This window comes from Sorangium sp. So ce1504, from assembly GCF_051521635.1.
GTDB lineage: Bacteria > Myxococcota_A > Polyangia > Polyangiales > Polyangiaceae > Sorangium > Sorangium cellulosum_B.
In genome coordinates this window covers 3,825,159-3,842,895 of record NZ_CP150365.1, presented here as the reverse complement: position 1 = coordinate 3,842,895, position 17,737 = coordinate 3,825,159, and the positions used below count along the sequence as shown (strand labels likewise).

Annotated in this window: 12 protein-coding genes; 5 read left to right on the top strand and 7 right to left on the bottom strand. The window is 74.0% G+C overall.

Annotated features, from left to right (window positions below; all coding sequences use genetic code 11):
- Nucleotides 1–96: 96 nt before the first annotated feature.
- The 4 genes from WMF39_RS14585 to WMF39_RS14570 form a co-directional block, all read right to left on the bottom strand.
- The gene (locus WMF39_RS14585) at nt 97–2,247 is read right to left on the bottom strand and encodes an SWIM zinc finger family protein (RefSeq protein WP_437746108.1); all 2,151 of its coding nucleotides are present in this window, start codon (nt 2,245–2,247) and stop codon (nt 97–99) included.
- Nucleotides 2,244–3,953, bottom strand: a complete 1,710-nt coding sequence (locus WMF39_RS14580; protein WP_437746107.1) for a hypothetical protein — start codon at nt 3,951–3,953, stop codon at nt 2,244–2,246. The genes WMF39_RS14585 and WMF39_RS14580 overlap by 4 nt, the downstream gene beginning before the upstream one ends.
- A gap of 118 nt (nt 3,954–4,071) precedes the next feature.
- Entirely contained in the window at nt 4,072–5,193 is a 1,122-nt protein-coding gene (locus WMF39_RS14575) for a Kazal-type serine protease inhibitor domain-containing protein (RefSeq protein WP_437746106.1), read from the bottom strand.
- A 141-nt stretch (nt 5,194–5,334) separates the two neighbouring features.
- Nucleotides 5,335–5,973: a hypothetical protein gene (locus WMF39_RS14570; RefSeq protein WP_437746105.1), complete on the bottom strand. Its 639-nt coding sequence runs from the start codon at nt 5,971–5,973 to the stop codon at nt 5,335–5,337.
- 212 nt (nt 5,974–6,185) lie between these two features.
- Here WMF39_RS14570 and WMF39_RS14565 point away from each other — a divergent pair, with 212 nt between their 5' ends.
- The 3 genes from WMF39_RS14565 to WMF39_RS14555 all read left to right on the top strand — a co-directional run bounded on the left by WMF39_RS14565 (nt 6,186) and on the right by WMF39_RS14555 (nt 12,671).
- Entirely contained in the window at nt 6,186–11,279 is a 5,094-nt protein-coding gene (locus WMF39_RS14565; RefSeq protein ID WP_437746104.1) for a sigma 54-interacting transcriptional regulator, read from the top strand.
- Nucleotides 11,280–11,651: 372 nt separating this feature from the next.
- On the top strand, nt 11,652–12,095 hold the full coding sequence (locus WMF39_RS14560; protein ID WP_437746103.1) for a BON domain-containing protein: 444 nt from the start codon (nt 11,652–11,654) through the stop codon (nt 12,093–12,095).
- A 30-nt stretch (nt 12,096–12,125) separates the two neighbouring features.
- A complete protein-coding gene (locus WMF39_RS14555) occupies nt 12,126–12,671 on the top strand; it encodes a DUF3341 domain-containing protein (protein WP_437746102.1) in 546 nt (181 codons plus the stop codon).
- A 67-nt stretch (nt 12,672–12,738) separates the two neighbouring features.
- Here the strand turns inward: WMF39_RS14555 and WMF39_RS14550 are convergent, their stop codons facing one another.
- Nucleotides 12,739–13,338, bottom strand: coding sequence for a cysteine hydrolase family protein (locus tag WMF39_RS14550; protein ID WP_437746101.1), 600 nt, complete (start codon nt 13,336–13,338; stop codon nt 12,739–12,741).
- Nucleotides 13,339–13,607: 269 nt separating this feature from the next.
- Here WMF39_RS14550 and WMF39_RS14545 point away from each other — a divergent pair, with 269 nt between their 5' ends.
- Together WMF39_RS14545 and WMF39_RS14540 are read left to right on the top strand one after the other, a co-directional pair.
- Complete coding sequence (locus WMF39_RS14545; RefSeq protein ID WP_437746100.1) at nt 13,608–14,558, top strand: Ku protein; 951 nt, start codon at nt 13,608–13,610, stop codon at nt 14,556–14,558.
- 72 nt (nt 14,559–14,630) lie between these two features.
- On the top strand, nt 14,631–15,833 hold the full coding sequence (locus WMF39_RS14540; RefSeq protein WP_437746099.1) for a putative sensor domain DACNV-containing protein: 1,203 nt from the start codon (nt 14,631–14,633) through the stop codon (nt 15,831–15,833).
- Between the two features lie 33 nt (nt 15,834–15,866).
- Here WMF39_RS14540 and cheB read toward each other — a convergent pair whose 3' ends face one another.
- Nucleotides 15,867–16,901, bottom strand: coding sequence for a chemotaxis-specific protein-glutamate methyltransferase CheB (gene cheB, locus WMF39_RS14535; RefSeq protein WP_437746098.1), 1,035 nt, complete (start codon nt 16,899–16,901; stop codon nt 15,867–15,869).
- Complete coding sequence (locus WMF39_RS14530) at nt 16,898–17,728, bottom strand: CheR family methyltransferase (RefSeq protein WP_437746097.1); 831 nt, start codon at nt 17,726–17,728, stop codon at nt 16,898–16,900. The genes cheB and WMF39_RS14530 overlap by 4 nt, the downstream gene beginning before the upstream one ends.
- Nucleotides 17,729–17,737: the final 9 nt, after the last annotated feature.

Below are 17,737 nucleotides of genomic sequence, written 5' to 3'. Positions count from 1 at the left end.
GAAGAACAACCTCCACCGCGGCGGAGCGCCGCAGCATGTTGGGCTCGAGCGGACGGACCTCCTTGCAGGGCTGGACTCTCGGATCTTGGGTGAACCTCACTTCGTCGATCGCCTGGCGACGAGCCACGCGAGGCCCACCACCGCGGCGGGGCTCGCCTTGAACTGGTCAGCGACACGCCGGATCTCGGCCAGCACGTCCGCGTGGACCGGGAGCGTCCTGACGACCGGCGCGCGGAGCTCGCGCGCGCGGAGCGCCCGCTCCGCCTCCGGACCGCCGAGCGCGAGGGCCTCGACCCAGGAGCGGCAGCCCTGGATGCGCTCGAACGCGAGATCCCACGACCCCTCGACGACCTCCGCGAGCCCCGCCCGCTGGGCCGCCGCGGCGCGCTCGATCTCGGCGAGGAGCTCCGCGGGGAACGGCACGGCCTCGCCTCGCGGGGCGGCCGTCGTCGCCCGCGGGCCGCGCGCGCCGGCCTCCGCCTGCTGCGACGGCTCTGGAGACGGCAGCGAGGGCGCCGCGTCACCGCGGCCGGACAGGTGGAGCTTGACCGCGAGCAGGTGCCGGCACGGGCCCGCGCGCAGCCGGTTCTTGTAGAAGTACGAGCAGCTGCACTTCGCCTTCTTGATCGCGCCGTCGGTGTCGAGGAGCAGCTCGCAGCTCGTCGCCTTGGCCCTGGCCATGACGACGCGGCGGCCGCCGGAGAGGGTCTCTTCCCGAGCGATCTCCACCCCGCCCCGGGCGATGCGCCGGCCCTCCGCGAGCTCCGGGGGCTCGGGGCCGAGCAGCGCGTCGGAGAGGGCGACCGGCATCACCGGGCGGCAGCGATAACACTCCGCGGCGTGGTCGTAAACCACCTGCCCCTGCTTCGCGGCGAGGTGCAGCGCGCCGCGGAGCGCGCCGTCCGGCGCGCCCATCGACACGGCGAGCTCGCCGTAGGACGCGCGCCGGACCATCTCGAGGTGGCGCGCGACGCGGTCCGCCAGCTGCACGTCCGGGGTGACGGCGTCCGCCATGACGTCGAGGTGAGAGCCCGAGGTCCAGTCGTTCGCCGTCCAGCCCGAGAGCGCGAGGGTGAAGCGCATCTCGCCCATGAAGACGATCCACAGGCTCGGCAGCCCGGAGCCGAGCAGCCGCACCTCGATGCGATCGGCGAGCGGCAGGAGCCGCGCGAGCACCGAGAGGCGGCGCCTCCCCCACACCTTGATCTCCTCGGTCGCCTCCGCCGCCGGCGCGCCGCTCGGCGCTCCGGAGCGGTACGGGCCGAGCCCACCCGCGCCCGCCGCGGGCCCCACGGCCACGGGGATGTCGTCGCAGGTGACGCCGCGGCACGGGATGGAGACGCCCCAGGGGTCGAGCACCAGGATCGGCGCCTTGCCCGGCGTGAGCTGGAAGCGCAGGCTGCGCGGGCCGGTGCGCTCGCGGTGCCGATCGAGGTGCGCGAGCAGCGAGTAGACCGCCTCCACGGGGACGTCGACCCTCCGGCACGGCAGGCACATCGCCGCCTGGAGCTGGCCGAAGCCGCGCAGCCACGAGGGCGGGAGATCGATCTTCTCCTCGCGGTAGTCGCCGCGGCCCTCCACGGCGACCTCGAAGCCGGTCGGATCGACGAGGAGCCGCGTCGGCCGGTAGCTGCGGAGCGTCTGGAAGTGTTCGTAGAGCGCGAGCGAGTAGTCGACGTTCGTCGTGCCGAGGCCGGCGTCCTGCGCGCCCCGGAAGGCGTCGCGATCGACCGAGAGGCAGCCGTAGCTCGACTCGTCCTTGGAGAAGCACTCGAAGAAGACGACATCGGGCGCGACGGTCACGACCGGATCGCAGGGGACGAGGTGGCGGAAGAGCTGCGGATCGCTCCGCGCGAGCTCGCTCGCCCAGCGGACGCGCGCGCCCCAGTAGAGCTTGTGCATCTTCCGGAAGTCGGCCTCGAGGTTCGGCGGCAGCGGCGCGCTTCCGAAGCGCGCGAGCTCGGCCTTCATGGCCTCGCCGTGGAGCTCTCTTCGGAGCCGGGCCTCGCGCTCGGCCTCCTGCTGCTTCCACGCCTCGTGGGCGGAGCGATCCTTCGGCAGGCGCCGCAGGTCGCCCACGACGACGTCGTGGAGCGCGCTGATCGCCTCGCGGAAGCGCGCCGGCCGCGCGAGCTCGCCGTCGAAGAAGACCCTGGGGCGCGCGAGGTTGGGCGCGAAGCTGAGGGCGGCGCCGCCGCCGAGCTCCTTGACGCCGCTCGTGCCGAGGTAGCGGAGATCGAAGCTCACGCCGCGTCCTCCCCCTCGAACAGCCGGAGCTCCGGGAGCCTGCGCGCGATGGCGTCGCGCAGCGCGGGGGCGCGGAACGCGGCGCGGGCGAGGGCGCCGAGGGCGGCGCGCCGCTCGGGCGCGCGCACGCTGCGGAGCGCGACGCCGAGCAGCGGCAGGAGCGCGTCGGCCTCGCCGGGCCGGGCGACCACGCGGTCCGCGATCTGCCGGACGACCGCGCGCTTGTCGCGCGCGCCGCCGTGGACGGCGAGCAGCGCCGCCGCCCAGACGTGCCGCAGCGCCTCGGGCGAGAAGGCCGCCTTGCGCGCTGCGAGGTGCCGGATCAGGAACGCGCGGGCATCGGCGTGGGGCGTCTCGGCCAGGGCGGCCCACAGGCCGGTGTCGTCGCGGAAGCGGGCGTCGGCCTCGAAGAGCTCGAGCGCGCGGGCGCGGACGTCCTCGTGGCGGGAGTCCAGGAGATCGCGCACGTGCTCGGCCCGGCTGTGGGGTGAGCGCCCGAGCACCTCGACGAGCCACGCGACCGCCTCCTCCCGGACCCGGGGGGCGATCGCGGTCGCGAGGCGCGCGAGGGTGTCGAGATCCGCGGCGGTCTCGACGGGCTTCGTCCTCGCCCAGCGGAGGCCGAGCTCCGCGACCGGCGCGGCGCGCGCGCAGGCGAGGGCCACGCACTCGGCGAGCGAGAGCCGCGCCGGCGAGACGTGCTCGACCACCGCCTCGCAGACGAAGGCGAGCGCCGCGGCGTTCTCGGTCTGGAGCAGCGAGAGCCAGTCCGCGATCGGCAGGCTCCCGAGGCCCGGGATCTGCCGGAGCAGGCCGGCGGCGAGGGTCTGCACCTCGTCGTGCGGGCTCTCGAGGAGCGCGCGCACGCGGGCGAGCGGCAGGCCGCGGAGCTCGGCGGCGTAGCCGCGCTCGAGCAGCCCCACGGCGAACGCCCGGACGGTGCGGCTCCTCGCGGCCGTGACCAGGCCGAGCACCTCGTCGAAGGCGCCCTGCCACGCCTCGGGGTAGATCGGCGCGGGCTCGAGCTCGGCGAGGGCGGCGCCCTCCGCGAGGCGCACGCCGCGCGGGAGGCGCTCGAGGGCGGGCGAGCCCCAGTAGAGCGCGTGGAGCAGCCCCCAGGCGTCGAGGAGCCGCTCGGGCCTGTCGAGGTGCTCGTCGCGGTAGAGCGCGAGCGCGGCGCGGATCGCGCGGCCGTAGCGGGCGGCGTCGCGCCGGCCGAGCCGCCGGAAGTAGCGGAACGCGCGGCGCCGCAGGTAGTGGCGCGTCCGCATCGAGAAGCGCGGCGACGCGACGTCGCCCTGCGGGAGGCTGACCGGCACGCCGGTGTCGCTGACGAGGCAGGGCTCGTCGCTGGAGGTCCTTGTCACCCAGTCGTAGCGGGTCACCTTGACGAGCTTGCGGCGGACGAGGCGATCGAAGGCGACCATGAAGCGGCCGACGACCTCGTCGTCTCCCGCCTGCTCGGCGAGTTTGTAGAGGACCTTGACGAGGCCGCGGTGGTGCGGCCGGTCGCAGCCGTCGTCGATGTAGCGGAGCAGCGCGCGGCGCGCGAACGGGCGCCCGTCCGCGTACCAGCGCGGGGCGAGCGCCTTCAGCTTCCGGCCCGCCTCCGAGGTGAGCACCTCGTCCACGAACCGGTCGTCGCCGGCCTCGAAGTGCTCGTCGAGGAGGAGCGTCGACGCTGTCTGGGATCGAGCGGCGCTCATGCGCGGCAGGATGCTACGGAACCGGCGCGGAGCCGGTCAAGGGCGGCGCCGCCGCGCCGCGCGTCGCGCGAGGGGGGGTCACGCGGCGCGCGGCGCGGACGGCGCCCTCGGTGTCCCCTTACAACCGGCGCTCAGCGCACTCGCCGCGCGACACGACCGACACGCCCGCCGCGTGCGCGAAGCACTCGTTGGGGTACGTCTTGTCGTCGCAGCCGCAGACCGGGTCGTACTGCTCCGTGCACGCCTCCGGGATGGTCTCGCAGGTGCCCGTCTGATCGGCCGCGCCGCACATGGCCTCGATGCTGTAGTTGCAGAACTCGCCCTTGTCGCACGCGAAGCCCGCGATGCCGCCGCAGATCGTCCCGGGAGCAGGCGCGCACTCGCCCTTCGACGCGACCGACACGCCCGCCGAGGCGGCGGCGCAGGCGTTGCCGTACGTCTGGCCGTCGCAGCCGCAGACCGGGTTGTACTCGAACGTGCACGCCTCCGGGATGGGCGTGCAGGTCCCCGGCCCGTCCCACGCGCCGCACTCGACCTCGGGCGGGAAATTGCAGAACTCGCCCTTCTCGCACGTCCAGCCGCCGCGGGTGCCGCACGCCTTGCCTTCCGAAGGCGGCGCGCACTCGCCCTCCGACGCGACCGAGACGCCCGCCGCGTTCGCCGTGCACGCGTTGCCGTACGTGTTCCCGTCACAGCCGCAGACGGGGTCGTACTCCCTGGTGCACCCGCCCGGCGTGGGCAGGCAGGTGCCCGTCATGTCGCCCGCGCCGCACTGGGCGTCCGGCGCGAAGTCGCAGAACTCACCCTCCTTGCAGGAGAGGCCGAGGAGGCCGCCGCAGATGTCGCCCGGAGGAGGCGCGCACTGGCCGATCGACGACACCGACGTGCCCGCCGCGTTCGCCATGCACTCGTTGCTGTACGTGTTGCCGTCACAGCCGCAGACCTCCCTGAGCTCCTTCGTGCACACCTCGGGGATGGGCTGGCAGGTGCCCGTCTGATCGGCCGCGCCGCACATGGCGTCGAGCTCGTAGTCGCAGAAAAGGCCCTTCTTGCAGGAGAGGCCGAGGAGGCCGCCGCAGGCCTTGCCCTGCCCGCCGCCGCCCCTCACCTCCTCCGAGTTGGACGCGGTGTCGTCGTCGGCGATCTCCACCTGACAGCCCACGGCGAGCGGGAGCATCGACAGCGCGAGCCAGAGAAAGGATCCGATACGGCTGCTCTTGATACGATTCTGGACGTTCATGGGTTCCTCCAAAAGAGCCCCGCCGTCACCGGCGAGGCGATAGACATCCACGAGCCCCTCCCCTCCAGGGGAAGGGCGCCTCGCGCCGCGCGCAGTACGGCGAGCGCGGCGCGCGAGTTCGATGTTCGTCTCCCCGACCGCTCAGTCGGGGAGCGTCAGTGTCAGGACGCGGCGCCCGGGCTCGGGCGCCGTGACCTCGAGGAAGAGCACGTCCTCGCGCTCGACCCCTTCACCGTCCGCGCGCACCGTGACGACGGCGGACTCGCCCGCCGGCACCACGAACGCCTCCGCCGGGCTGACCCCGAACGGCCCCGCGCCGCGGCGCAAGCGCGGCGCGCCGATGGACACGTCCTCGGCGCACGTGTTGCCGACGACAACGTCGCTCTCGCCGGCCTCGAGCGAGACCCACGAAGCGGGCTCGATCGTGAGGCAAGGCAGGTGCGCCAGCATCGTCTGCGTCGCGCTGATGGGCTCCCCCGTGAGCTGCAGATCCACCGGCTCCGACCGGCGCTCGCCCTGCTTCACCTGGATCCGCAGGACCTGATCCGTCGACGCGTCCACCGCGGCCACGAAGCTGCCGTCGCGGCTGATCTCCGCGATGACGGGCGCGTCCGCGCTGTCGAGGTTCGTCACCACGACCACGCCCTCCGCCGGCTCGACCGCGCCAGGCTCGCCCTTGAGGAAGACCTGTTGCCGCAAGACCTGGGGGTCGCCCGACACGCCGACGAGCCCAGTGTCCAGGATCGGCTCGTGGACCGGCGGGCTCGGCTGCGGGCTCACGACACAGCCGCCAACGAGCGCTCCGAGGAGCGTCGCGACGCGCGCGCCCCGCCGTCCTCGGTGTCCGTATGTCGTCCGCATCGCCATGCCGGCCATTAGAGCAAACCTGGTGCCGAATGAAAAAGGACGGAAATCGTCGTGAAATGCGAGGCACAAGTGTCTCATCGAGTGTCTCACTGTCTCAGATGGCACATTCATGAGACACTATGCGGGTGAGCCAAGCCGAAGGGACCCTGCTCGCCCGCCGCTACCGCCTGATCCGTCCCCTGGGGCGGGGGGGCCTGGCCACGGCGTGGCTCGCGCGCGACGAGGCGCTCGGGCGGGACCTGTGCCTCAAGCTGCTCGGCCACGCGCGCACGGCGGAGCGGGCGGCGTTCCGCGGCGAGTTCAGGATGCTGGCGGGGCTCTTCCATCCGCACCTCGTCCGGGTCCTCGACTTCGGCATGCTCCGGGAGACCGGCGAGCCGCGCTTCTACTTCACGTCGGAGGCGGTGCTGGGCGCGCCGCTCGACGAGTACGTGACAGGCCGGCGCTTCGAAGAGGCGCGGGCCGCGATCGTGGACGTGCTCGACGCGCTGCGGTTCCTCCACCGCGCGCGCATCCGCCACGGCGACGTGAAGCCGGCCAACATCCTCGTCGGGGCCTCGGGGCGCGCGGTCCTGATCGACCTGTCCTGCGCGGCGCGGCTCGGGGGGAGGCCCGACGACGGCGTCTCCGGCACCCGGGGCTACCTGGCGCCCGAGGTGATCCGCGGCGAGCCGGCCGACGGGCGCGCGGACCTGTTCTCGCTCGGCCGCACGCTCGAGGCGATCGCGCCGCTGCTCGCGGAGCCGCTGCCGGAGGCGATCGGCGCGCTCGTCGAGCGGCTCGTGCGGTCCGAGCCGCGCGACCGCCCGGCCGACGCGGGCGAGGTGCTCGACTGGGTGGGCGCCGCGCCGCGCGCCGTGGCCCCGCCGCCGCCGGAGCCGCCCCACCTCGTCGGGCGCGATGCGGAGATGCGCGCGGTCGCCGAGGCGCTCGCCGCGCTCGAGCGAGGCGAGCGCGGCCCGCGCGTCTGCGTGATCGCCGGGGAGCCGGGCTGCGGGAAGAGCCGCCTCCTGCGCGAGGCGACGTGGAGCGCCGAGCTCCGGCTGGAGGCCGTGGAGGGCTTCGCCAGGGCCAGCGCGCCGGTGGCCTCGATGCTGCGCCGCGCGACCGGCGAGGAGGCGCTCCCCGCCGGCGCGCTGGGCGCCCTGCGCGCGCACGAGCGCCTGACGCGGGCGCGGGGAGGCCACGCGGGGGCGGGGGCCGGGCCGCTGGTGCTCGTGCTCGACGACGCCGACGAGGTGAGCGGGGCGGACCGGGAGATGCTCGAGGCGCTCGCCCGCCTGCTCGGCCCCGAGGATCCGGTCCTGCTCCTCGCCGCCGAGCGCGTCCCGCACGGCGGCGGCCGGGCGCCGCTCGCCGCGGTGGCCGCCGAGGCGGGGCGGAGCGCGCGCGAGGTCGCGCTGCCGCCGCTCGGGCGCGAGGCGGTGCAGCGCTGGATGGACGACATCGGCCTGGGCGACGCGACGGAGGTCGTGCTGCGCGCGAGCGCGGGGTGGCCCGCCGATCTCGTGGTGATCGCGGGGCGGCTGGCCGAGAGCGGGGACGTGGCCGGGCTCGACGCGACGACGCCCGGGGCGAGCGCGCGCTACGCGCTGCGGCTGCGGGGCCTCGGGCGGCCGCTGCGGGACGCGGTGGCGACGCTGGCCGTGCAGGGGGGCGCGGTCGCCGACGAGGAGCTGCCGCCGCTCGGGCTCCCGGTCGCGCACCTGGCCGAGCTCGCCGCCCGCGGCGTCGTCGCGCGCACCGCAGGGGGGTGGACGCTGACGCGCGCCGGGCCGATCGCCGCCCTCCTCTGCGCCCTCGGCGGCGAGGCGGTGCGCGCGGCGCACGCGCGGGCGGCCGCCGCCCTGCCGGCGCACGCCGAGCAGCGGGTGCTGCACCTCGCGCTGTCGGGCGACGCGGCGGCCGCCGAGCGCCTGTTCCTCGAGCGCCGCGCGGAGCGCGAGGCGGATCCGAGGCCGTGGGGCGCGACAGCGGAGGCGCTGCTCGAGGTGGCGACGTCGGCGGAGGCCCGGCTCGAGATCGCGTCCACCCTCCAGCGCGTCGGCCGCGCGGCGCGGGCGCGCGAGGTGCTGGAGCACCTGCTCGCGAGCGACGAGGCCGGAGAGCTCGGCGCGCGGCGCGCGCAGGCCCTCGTCCGGCTCGGCGCGTGCCTGCTGGAGCTGGGCGACCCCACGGCGGCGCTCGCGCGGCTCGACGAGGCCGAGCGGAGCGAGCAGGCCGGCGGGGAGGGCTCGGCGTCATCGTCCACGCCGCGCGAGCGCGCGGGGCTCGCCGATCTGGCGAGCCGGGCGCTGCTGCGGCTCGGATCCCACGCGGAGGCGCGGGCCCGCGCCGAGCCGGCGCTCGCGTGGTGCGACGAGCCGGAGGTGCTGGCGAGCCTCCACGAGGACGTCGGCGTCGCGGCGAGCTACCTCGGGGAGCGCCGGCTCGCGGGGCTGCACCTCGGGCTCGCCGCCGGGCTGCACCGCGATCGGCGGGCGCCGAGGGCGCTGGTGCGGGCGCTGTCGTACCAGGCGATCGACGCCTTCCGGGCCGGGGAGGTCGAGGCGGCGCTCGTCGGGTACCGGCAGGCGCTGGCGACGGCGGAGGAGCACGGGCTCGGCGACCTGGTGGCGCGCTGCAGCCTCAACGTGGGTACGGCGTGCCACCAGTCGGGCGAGCTCGGGGAAGCGCTCGCCGCCTACGAGCGCGGGGCGCGGCTCGCCTCCGCCCTGGGCCAGGCGGACCTGGTCCTCGTCCTCGATTTCGATCTGGCGAAGCTCTGGGCGGACGTGGGGGCGTTCGAGCGGGCCGCCCGCGTGGCCTCCCGGGTGGAGGCGGAGGCCGCGCGGCGGGGCGCGCCGTTCTTCGCGGCGGCGGCGGCCTCGGTCCTCGGGGACTGCGCGCTCGCGGGCGGCGACGCCGAGGAGGCGGCGCGCTGCTTCGAGCGGTCGCGGCGCGGCTTCGAGGCGCAGGGGGCGCAGCGGGAGGTGGTGGAGGAGGAGCTGGAGCTCTGCCGGGCGCACCTCGCGCGGGGCGCGGTGGGAGACGCGCGGGCCGCGCTGGGCCGGGCGCGGGCGCACGGCGCCGCCCGGGAGGCGCCCGACCTCGGAGCGCGCGCGGCGCTGCTGGAGGGGCGGCTCGCGCTGCTCGACGGCGAGGGCGACGGCAACCTCGGTCAGGTCGGTTCCGACCAGGGCGGTTTCAGCCGTCAGCCCAACCTCGGTCAGGGCGCCCCCAACCTCGGTCAGCCCAACCTCGGTCAGGGTGACCTCAACCTCGGTCAGCCCAACCTCGGTCAGGGCGCCCCCAACCTCGGTCAGCCCAACCTCGGTCAGGACCTCACCGCCGCCCGGGAGCGCCTCGAGCGCGCCCTGGGCCTCGCCGAGCGCGCGGCGCAGCCCGACCTCGCCGCGGACGTCCGCCTGGCGCTGGCCGAAGCCCACGAGCTCGCAGGCGAGCCGGAGGCCGCCGCGGCGCAGCGGGAGCGCGCGGCCGCCGCCTGGACCGCCATGGCGCGCTCGCTGCCGGAGGCGCTGCAGCACGCCTTCTGGACCCACCCCCGGCGCCGCGCGGCGCAGCCGGCGCGCACACCCGCGGCGGCCGAGGCCGCGGCGCCGCCGGCGGCGGAGCGCACGGCTAAGCTCGAGCGGCTCCTCGCGGTGTTCCGCAGGCTCAACTCCTCCGTCGAGATCGCCGACATCCTCGCGATGGCCATGGACGCCGCGATCGACCTCACGGCCGCGGAGCGCGGGTTCCTGCTGATCGAGCAGCCGGGCGGCGAGCTGCGCGTCGCGGTCGCGCGCAACGTCGACCGGGAGAAGGTCGGCAGGAGCCACCTCAAGTTCAGCTACGGCATCGCCGAGCGCGCGATCGCGACGCAGGAGCCCGTGGTCACCGTGGACGCCCAGGAGGACCCGCGCTTCCACGAGCACGCGTCGGTGCACGCGATGCGGCTCAGGTCCGTGATCGCCGTGCCGATCCGCTCGCCGGACGGCGTGCTCGGCGCGCTCTACCTCGACAACCGCTTCCGGCGCGCGCGGTTCGCGCCGGAGGACGTCGACCTGCTCCTCGCCTTCGCCGACCAGGTCGCGCTCGCGCTGCGCAACGCGCGGCTCGTCGACGACCTGCGCCGCCGCACCGTGGAGCTCGAGGCCGAGCGGCGCCGCGTCGAGGAGCTCCTGCGCGGCCAGGCCGCGGAGATCGACCGGCTTCAGGAGCAGGTGCTCGTCCGCCAGCAGGCCCTGGAGCACCGCTACGATTACGGCGCCATCGTGGGGCGCGGCCCCGCGCTCCGCGCGGTGTTCGCGACGCTCGACCGCGTGGTCGACGCGCCGGTCAACGTGCTCGTGACGGGCGAGAGCGGCACCGGCAAGGAGCTCGTCGCGCGCGCCATCCACTTCGCCGGCCCGCGGAAGAGCGGCCCGTTCATGGGGATCAACTGCGCCGCGCTCCCCGCCGCGCTGCTCGAGTCGGAGCTCTTCGGGCACGTCCGCGGCGCGTTCACGGGGGCCGACCGGGACCGGACCGGCCTCGTGGTCGCGGCGCGCGGCGGCACGCTCTTCCTCGACGAGCTGGGCGAGATGCCGCTCGAGGTGCAGGCGAAGCTGCTCCGGGTGCTCCAGGAGCGGGAGGTGCGCCCGGTGGGCAGCGCCGAGGCCGTGCGCGTGGACTTCCGCCTCGTCTGCGCGACGAACCGCGATCTCCTGGCCGAGGCCGCGCGCGGGCGCTTCCGGGAGGACCTCTACTACCGCGTCGCTGTGGTCCAGATCCGGCTGCCGGCGCTGCGCGATCGCCTGGAGGACCTGCCGGAGCTCGCGCTCCACTTCGTGCGCCGCGCCGCCGAGCAGCTGGGCCGCCCGGCGCCGCAGCTGTCCCACGAGGCGCTGCGGCGGCTCGGCCAGCACGGCTGGCCCGGCAACGTGCGCGAGCTGGAGAACGTGATCACGAAGGCGGTCGTGCTGTGCGACGGCCGCAGGATCGGCCCCGACGACGTGGACCTGCCCCGCGCGCAGGAAGGCGGCGGCCGCGGCGCGCCGCGACCGCCGCGCGACGAGCGCGCCGCGCTGCTCGCCGCGCTCGAGCGGACCGGCTGGAACGCGCTCCAGGCCGCGCGCGAGGCGGGCATGTCGAGGGCGACGTTCTACCGGAAGCTGCGGCGGCTCGGAATCGAACGGCCGATCGAGCCGCCCATCCCACGCACGACCGAACGGCCGAAAGGCTCCCGCGACGACTGAGCCCTTCCTCCAGCGCCCCGAGCGCGAGCGCGGGCCCGATCGGACGCTGGCGACTGGCGCTCTGGACGGCGTCCGTCACAGGCGTACACACGCACCGTCCTCCGCCCGATAGCATTAGTTCTCCTCTTCTGACCATCGCCGGCACGGGGCAGTTCGCCCCACTTGGGGCAGTCCGGCCTCTATCCAGCCATGAGCCTGCCAGCCGCGCGGCGCCGCGCACCCCGACGCGATGGAAGAGCCGCCCACGACACGGCGTGGAGAAAGGCATCTCATCCATCGGCGTGACGGGGATCATGCTCCACCCTGACCACGACCGCGCACCGACAGGCGCTCTCCGCCAGGGATGGCCCGGGCCTTGCGAGGGTGCCGGGCATGAACACAGCAAAATTCGTCCTGCTGCTGCCTCTCTCGCTTGCCGCTGCGGCCGGCTGCGATCGAGCGGAAGGCACGACTCGCTCGGACGGCAGTCCCATGGTGCCGGGCGAGGTCGCCCAGCGGGCGAACAACCCCACGCCGACGGCCGCCGACAACACAGGCAAGAACGATCGCGATCGCGATCCCGCCGCGCTGACCCCCGGGGACCAGGGCGAGAACGAGGCCGATCGCACGATCACCCAGAAGATCCGGCAGGCGGTGGTCGCGAACGACACGCTCTCGATGAGCGCGAAGAACGTCAAGATCATCACGACGGGGCAGGTGGTGACGCTGCGCGGCCCGGTGAAGAGCGACAAGGAGAAGGCCGACATCGCCGCCATCGCCCTCGGGATCCCGGGTGTGCAGAGGGTCGATAACCAGCTCGAAGTCGACGTTGACTGACCGACACGAACGGTCCGAAAGGAAGACACCATGGCAACGAAGAAAGCGGTCCTTGGCCTCGTGAGCACGCTCGCTCAGGCAGACATCATCGTCGGCGATCTCCAGCGCGCCGGCTTCATGACCGGCGACATCTCGGCGCTCTTCCCCGACAAGCACGGGACGCGGGACTTCGCGCACGAGAAGCACACGAAGGCGCCCGAGGGCGCGACGGCGGGCGTCAGCGCGGGCGGCGCGGTCGGCGGGACCATCGGGCTGCTCGCCGGCATCGGCGCCCTCGCCATCCCGGGGCTCGGGCCGTTCATCGCGGCCGGCCCCATCATGGCCGCGCTGAGCGGCGCCGCGGCCGGCGCCGCGCTCGGCGGCGTGACCGGCGCCCTGATCGGGCTCGGCATCCCCGAGGTCGAGGCCAAGCAGTACGAGGGCAAGATCAAGGGCGGCAACATCCTCATCTCCGTCCACGTCGAGGACAGCAACGAGCGCGCGCTCGCCAAGCAGATCCTCGAGCGCGGCGGCGCGACCGACGTCGCGGTCCTCACCGAAGAGGGGATCTCGTCGAAGCACAGGGCCGTCGCCTGAGCGTGACGCGCTGTCATCCCACGTGATCTCGGGAAGCTGCCCGCCTGACGCCGCGCATCGGCCGGTGTCAGGCGGGCAGCCGCTCGAGGTCGAGCTCGTCCGACGGCGTGATGTCGGCCTTGAGGAAGCGCTGCATCTGCCGGAGCGCGTGGCCGTTGTCCTCCTCGGTCTCGGAGGCCACACAGTCCGACGGGACGAGCAGCCGGTAATCGCGCATGTAGGCGTCGTTCGCCGTGAACAGGACGCAGATGTTCCCCGCCATGCCGGTGAGGAGGAGCGTCTGCGCGCCGAGCGACTCGAGCAGGATCTCCAGCGTGGTGCCGTAGAAGCCGGAGTGCTTGGGCTTGAGCACGAAATAATCGTCCTCTCCAGGCCGCAGCAGCGCCGCGATCTCGCGGCCGCACACGCCCTCTTCCAGGCAGTGCTCGATCTGACGGTGGAAGTTGGATTGCCAGCGGCCGAAGTTGTCGTTCACGTAGACCGCCGGAATGCCGGCGTCGCGACACCGCTGCTTCAGCGCCCGGATGCGGTGCGCCATCGGGAGCGCATGGGCGAGCAGCCGGTCGCCTCCCGGGAAGTCCAGATCGTTGATCACGTCGATGAGGAGCAGCGCTGTCCGGCTCTCGTCCGGCGCGGCGCCGTGAAGGTCGTGGGAACGCCGAGGCATGTCGTGCGCGGGTTATACTGCAGGCGAGGGCGCGCGGGGCAGCGATCACCGCCGATCACCGCCGCGCCCGGTCCGCCGTGGCGAAACGCGACCTCGGCTGTGGCAGCGCGCGGCAGGAGGCGCAGGATCCACGATGGCCCCCGGGCGGCAGGACGGGCGCGCGGCGCAGGATGCGCGAGGACGCGTCGTCGGCCGCCGGCTTGCATTGCTCGCCATGACGGACCTGGCGCGGGCCCCCCCGGGTCGCCTTCCGGGTCGAAGGAGCGCACATGCCTCGCAGCATCTGGAAAGGGAGTATCAGCTTCGGGCTCGTGCAGATCCCGGTGGCCCTCTACCCCGCCGAGGAGCCCGACGAGCTCCACTTCACGCAGCTCGACAGGCGCACCATGGCGCCGATCCGCTACGAGCGCGTGAACCGGGAGACGGGCGAGCCGGTGAGCTGGGACGATATCGTCCGCGGCTATCCCTACGAGAAGGGCGAGTATGTCGTCCTGTCCGACGAGGACCTGCGCCGCGCGAACGTGGAGGCGACGCAGACCGTGGACATCCTCGACTTCGTCGACGCCTCGGAGATCGACCCGATCTACTACGACAAACCGTATTTCCTCGCTCCCGCGTCTCAGAACGGCAAGAAGCGATCGCCGGTGACGGCGTATGTCCTCCTGCGCGAGGCGCTGCGGAAGACGGGCAAGGTCGGTATCGCGAAGGTCGTGATCCGGACGCGCGAGCACATCGCCGCGGTGAGGCCTCACGGCAGAGGGCTCGTGCTGAACCTGCTCCGGTTCGCGCACGAGCTCCGCTCCGATGAGGAGCTCGACCTGCCCGAGATGGACGCCCAGGGAAAGGGGCTCGGGAAGCGGGAGCTGGAGATGGCGGAGCGGCTGGTGGCCGAGATGGCCACCGCGTGGGAGCCGGAGAAATACAAGGACGAGTACCGCGACGACGTGATGAAGCTCATCGAGAAGAAGGTGAAATCCGGCCGCACGACGGCGCCCGCGGAGCCTGTCGAGGAAGAGCGCCATCGCCGCGCCACCGGCACGGTGGACCTCATCGCGCTTCTCAAGAAGAGCCTCGGACAGAAGGGCGAGAAGGCCGCGAACGACGAAGCGAACAACGGCGCGAAAGACGGGAGAAGAGCGCCGGAAGAAGGCGGCAAATCCAGGGTGCGAAAGGCGGAGGCCCCGAAGCGGAAGGGCCGCAGCTCGCGTCGGGCCGCGTAGCCCGCACGGAGAAGTGGCCTGCACGCCGCCCGCCGGTCTCACCGGGGGCGCAGAGGAGGGTAGAGCGAGCTCATGCGCCCCAAGTATCCGGCGGACGTCACGGCGGCTTTTCTCGAGCTGCAGGGGCAGCCCCCGCTCGCGGCGCAGAAGCTGGCTCCGGGCGCCCGCGTCGCCCCCGACGAGGCGCCGCCCTCCTTCGCCGCGATCCTGACGCAGCTGATCGAGACGCTGTTCTTCGCGTCCATGGCGACGGAGGAGGGGCGGCTCAACCCGATCGGCGTCGTGTTCGCCGAGCGCCTCGCCGAGTTCGACTCCGGAGAGCCCGCGTGGGATCTCGTGCGGTTCGCGTCTCCGGTGGCGTTCGACGCGGAGCACCTGGCCAACCTGGGCCCGGCGAGCGCGTGGCCGCGCGCCTTCTTGGCCGTGGTGCCGCTCGATGGGTCGCTCGCCGTCGCCGGCATCGCGGTGCCGCACGGCCGGCCGTCGTTCGCGCTCGATCAGCTCGTGCGCGTCGTCGCCCCGAAGCCCGGCGTCGTGGCCGTGTACCGCGGCGAATGGGAGGTCGTCCGTTACGAGCGCGGCGCCGTGCGGACGTGGATGCCCAAGAACCGGCCGCTGCTCGACTCCATCGAGCGGACCGTCGCGCGGGACCAGGCGAGCGCGCTCGCCCGCAACGTGCGCGGCTATCTGCTGCGCATCGTCGAGGGAATGGTCGAGCTCGGTCGCGGCGGGCTCCTCGTCGTCCTGGGGCCCGGCGAGGGCCTGCCGCAGCTCTTCGGGGAAGAGGGCAATCAGCTCGACACCGAGGTCAAGCGGCTGGCCCCTGCTCTGTGCCTCGGCTCGGCCATCCTCGACCTCGCCGGCGCGCACGAGACTCACCTGCCGGACGGGCCATGCCAGCCGTCCGGGGGGAGGCCAGCGCCGCGCGACTCGGAAGACGCGCTGCAGAGATCCGAGCGCGTCAGCCGGCTGCTCGAGCTCATCGTGCGGCTCACGACCGTCGACGGCGCGGTCGTGATGAGCCACGCCCTCGACGTGCTCGCGTTCGGCGCGAAGCTGCCGCCTCCGAGGGCGATCATCTCCGAGGTCTTCGCCGCCACCCCCGACCAGCGGATGGACGCGAGCTTGAGCCTCGACGCGCGCGGCACCCGCCACCGCGCGGCCGCGGCGTTCGTCGCAGGGTACCCGGAGAGGATCGCCTTCATCGTCTCCCAGGACGGCAACGCGGCGACGTTCCAGGAGATCGAGGGGAAGGTCGTCTACTGGCCGCTTTGACGAGGCGCGGCGCGCGAGGCGCGACCTGCGAACTCAAAGATGCCGCAGGATGGCCGCAGGCATCTGATCGAGCGGCGCCGCGGCCGCGGCGAGCCCGGCCTCCAGCACGCGGCGGGGCATGCCGTAAACGATGCAGGACGACTCGGCCTCCGCGAGGACCCTCCCGCCCGCCGCGCGGATCGCCCGGGAGCCCTCCAGACCGTCGTCCCCCATGCCCGTCAGCACGACCCCGAGGACGCCGGGCCCGAACTCGGCCGCGGCGCTCGCGAAGAGCCGATCCACCGACGGGCAATAGAGAGACGCGCCGGCCGTCGCCGGGAAGCAGACGGTGGCGCGCGTCAGGTTGCGCCGGACCTCGATGTGCGTCCCCCCGCGCGCGAGGACCACGAGCCCGGGCCGGAGCTGGAGATCGTCCGACGCCTCGACGATCGAGAGCGCGCTCCCGTCGTCGAGGCGGCGCGCCAGCGATTCCGTGTAGCCAGCAGGGATGTGCAGCGCGACGACGATGGGGGCCGGGAACCCGGCGGGCATCGCCGCGAGGAGCCGCGTCAGCGCCAGCGGGCCGCCGGTCGACGCGCCGATCACGACGAGCCGCGTGCGCGAGAGCGCCGGGATCGCGCCGACCACGGGCGGCGGCGCGGGCGGCGGCTCCACGCGGTGGACCTTCGCCTCGGCGGCGGCGAGCACCTTGCGGACCAGCTCGTCCGCGAGGCCGAAGAGGCGATCGGTCGCGAGCGCCGTCGGCTTCTCGACGAGATCGGTCGCGCCTTGCTGGAGCGCCCTGACGCCGAGATCGCTGTCCGCCTCGGCGCTGCTGACGACGATCACCCGCGGCGCGCCCTCGCGCGGCAACGACGCGAGCACACCGAGGCCGTCGAGGTTCGGCATCACGAGATCCAGCGTGACGACATCCGGCTTGTAGCGCGCGATCTTCTCCAGCGCGTCGAGGCCGTCCATGGCCGTGTCGACGACCTCGATCGAGGAGCTCGCGCCGAGGACCTGCCGCAGCACCTTGCGCACGAAGGCCGAGTCGTCGACCACGAGCACGCGGACCGCACGGCGCCTCATGGCTCCGCGTTCCGGTACAGGAACACGCCGCCCCGCTCCTCGCAGGCGAGCGCGGTGCCGAGCCTGAAGAGCGACTCGGAGACCCCGACCAGGAGGATCCCGCCCGGGGAGAGCGCCCCCGAGAGGTTCTTGACCACCCACCGCGCCGTGTTGTCGTGGAAGTAGATGAGCACGTTGCGGCAGATCACGACGTCGAGCCGCCCCAGCGACGCGACCTGGGACGCGTCGAGCAGGTTGATCCGCCGCCAGTCGATCGCCCGCCTCAGCTCGGCGCTCACGACGACGCGATCGGGCGTCACCTGCAGCCACCGCTCGGCGAACGGAGGCGGCGGGGCGTTGCTCCGGAGCGAGCGCGGCCCGAGAACGCCGGCCTGAGCCCGCGAGAGCGCCCGCGCGCTGATGTCGCTCGCGATGAGCTCGACCTTGTCGAGCAGGCCCCGCTCGGCCAGGAGCATCGCGAGCGTGAACGGCTCCTCGCCGCTCGAGCAGGCCGCCGACCAGAGCCGCGGCCGGCCGCCCGCCGCCACGCGCGGCGCGACGAACTCCGAGACCGCGAGCTCGAGCTGCGCGAGCTCGCGGAAGAAGTACGTCTCGCCCACGACCAGCCCGTCGATCAGCGCGTCCATCTCGGCCGCGCCCGCCGGGTCGTAGCGGAGGAAGTAGTAGTAATCGAGCAGCGAGTCGAAGCCGGCGTCGAGGGCGCGCGCCGACAGCTTGTCGCCGAGCAGCTCGCGATCGGCCGCGTCGTAGTGGAAGCCGATCTTCTCGGCGACGAGCGCGCTGAAGATCGCGAAGACCTGCGGAGAGATGGGGAGGCGGCTCGTCATGCCCAAAGG

Excerpts from the sequence above, each read along its gene's own strand:
- WMF39_RS14560 (WP_437746103.1), top strand. The coding sequence starts at position 11,652 with ATGAACACAGCAAAATTCGTCCTGCTGCTGCCTCTCTCGCTTGCCGCT.
- WMF39_RS14555 (WP_437746102.1), top strand. The coding sequence starts at position 12,126 with ATGGCAACGAAGAAAGCGGTCCTTGGCCTCGTGAGCACGCTCGCTCAG.
- WMF39_RS14545 (WP_437746100.1), top strand. The coding sequence starts at position 13,608 with ATGCCTCGCAGCATCTGGAAAGGGAGTATCAGCTTCGGGCTCGTGCAG.
- WMF39_RS14530 (WP_437746097.1), bottom strand. The coding sequence starts at position 17,728 with ATGACGAGCCGCCTCCCCATCTCTCCGCAGGTCTTCGCGATCTTCAGC.
- WMF39_RS14540 (WP_437746099.1), top strand. The coding sequence starts at position 14,631 with ATGCGCCCCAAGTATCCGGCGGACGTCACGGCGGCTTTTCTCGAGCTG.
- cheB (WP_437746098.1), bottom strand. The coding sequence starts at position 16,901 with ATGAGGCGCCGTGCGGTCCGCGTGCTCGTGGTCGACGACTCGGCCTTC.
- WMF39_RS14575 (WP_437746106.1), bottom strand. The coding sequence starts at position 5,193 with ATGAACGTCCAGAATCGTATCAAGAGCAGCCGTATCGGATCCTTTCTC.
- WMF39_RS14550 (WP_437746101.1), bottom strand. The coding sequence starts at position 13,338 with ATGCCTCGGCGTTCCCACGACCTTCACGGCGCCGCGCCGGACGAGAGC.
- WMF39_RS14580 (WP_437746107.1), bottom strand. The coding sequence starts at position 3,953 with ATGAGCGCCGCTCGATCCCAGACAGCGTCGACGCTCCTCCTCGACGAG.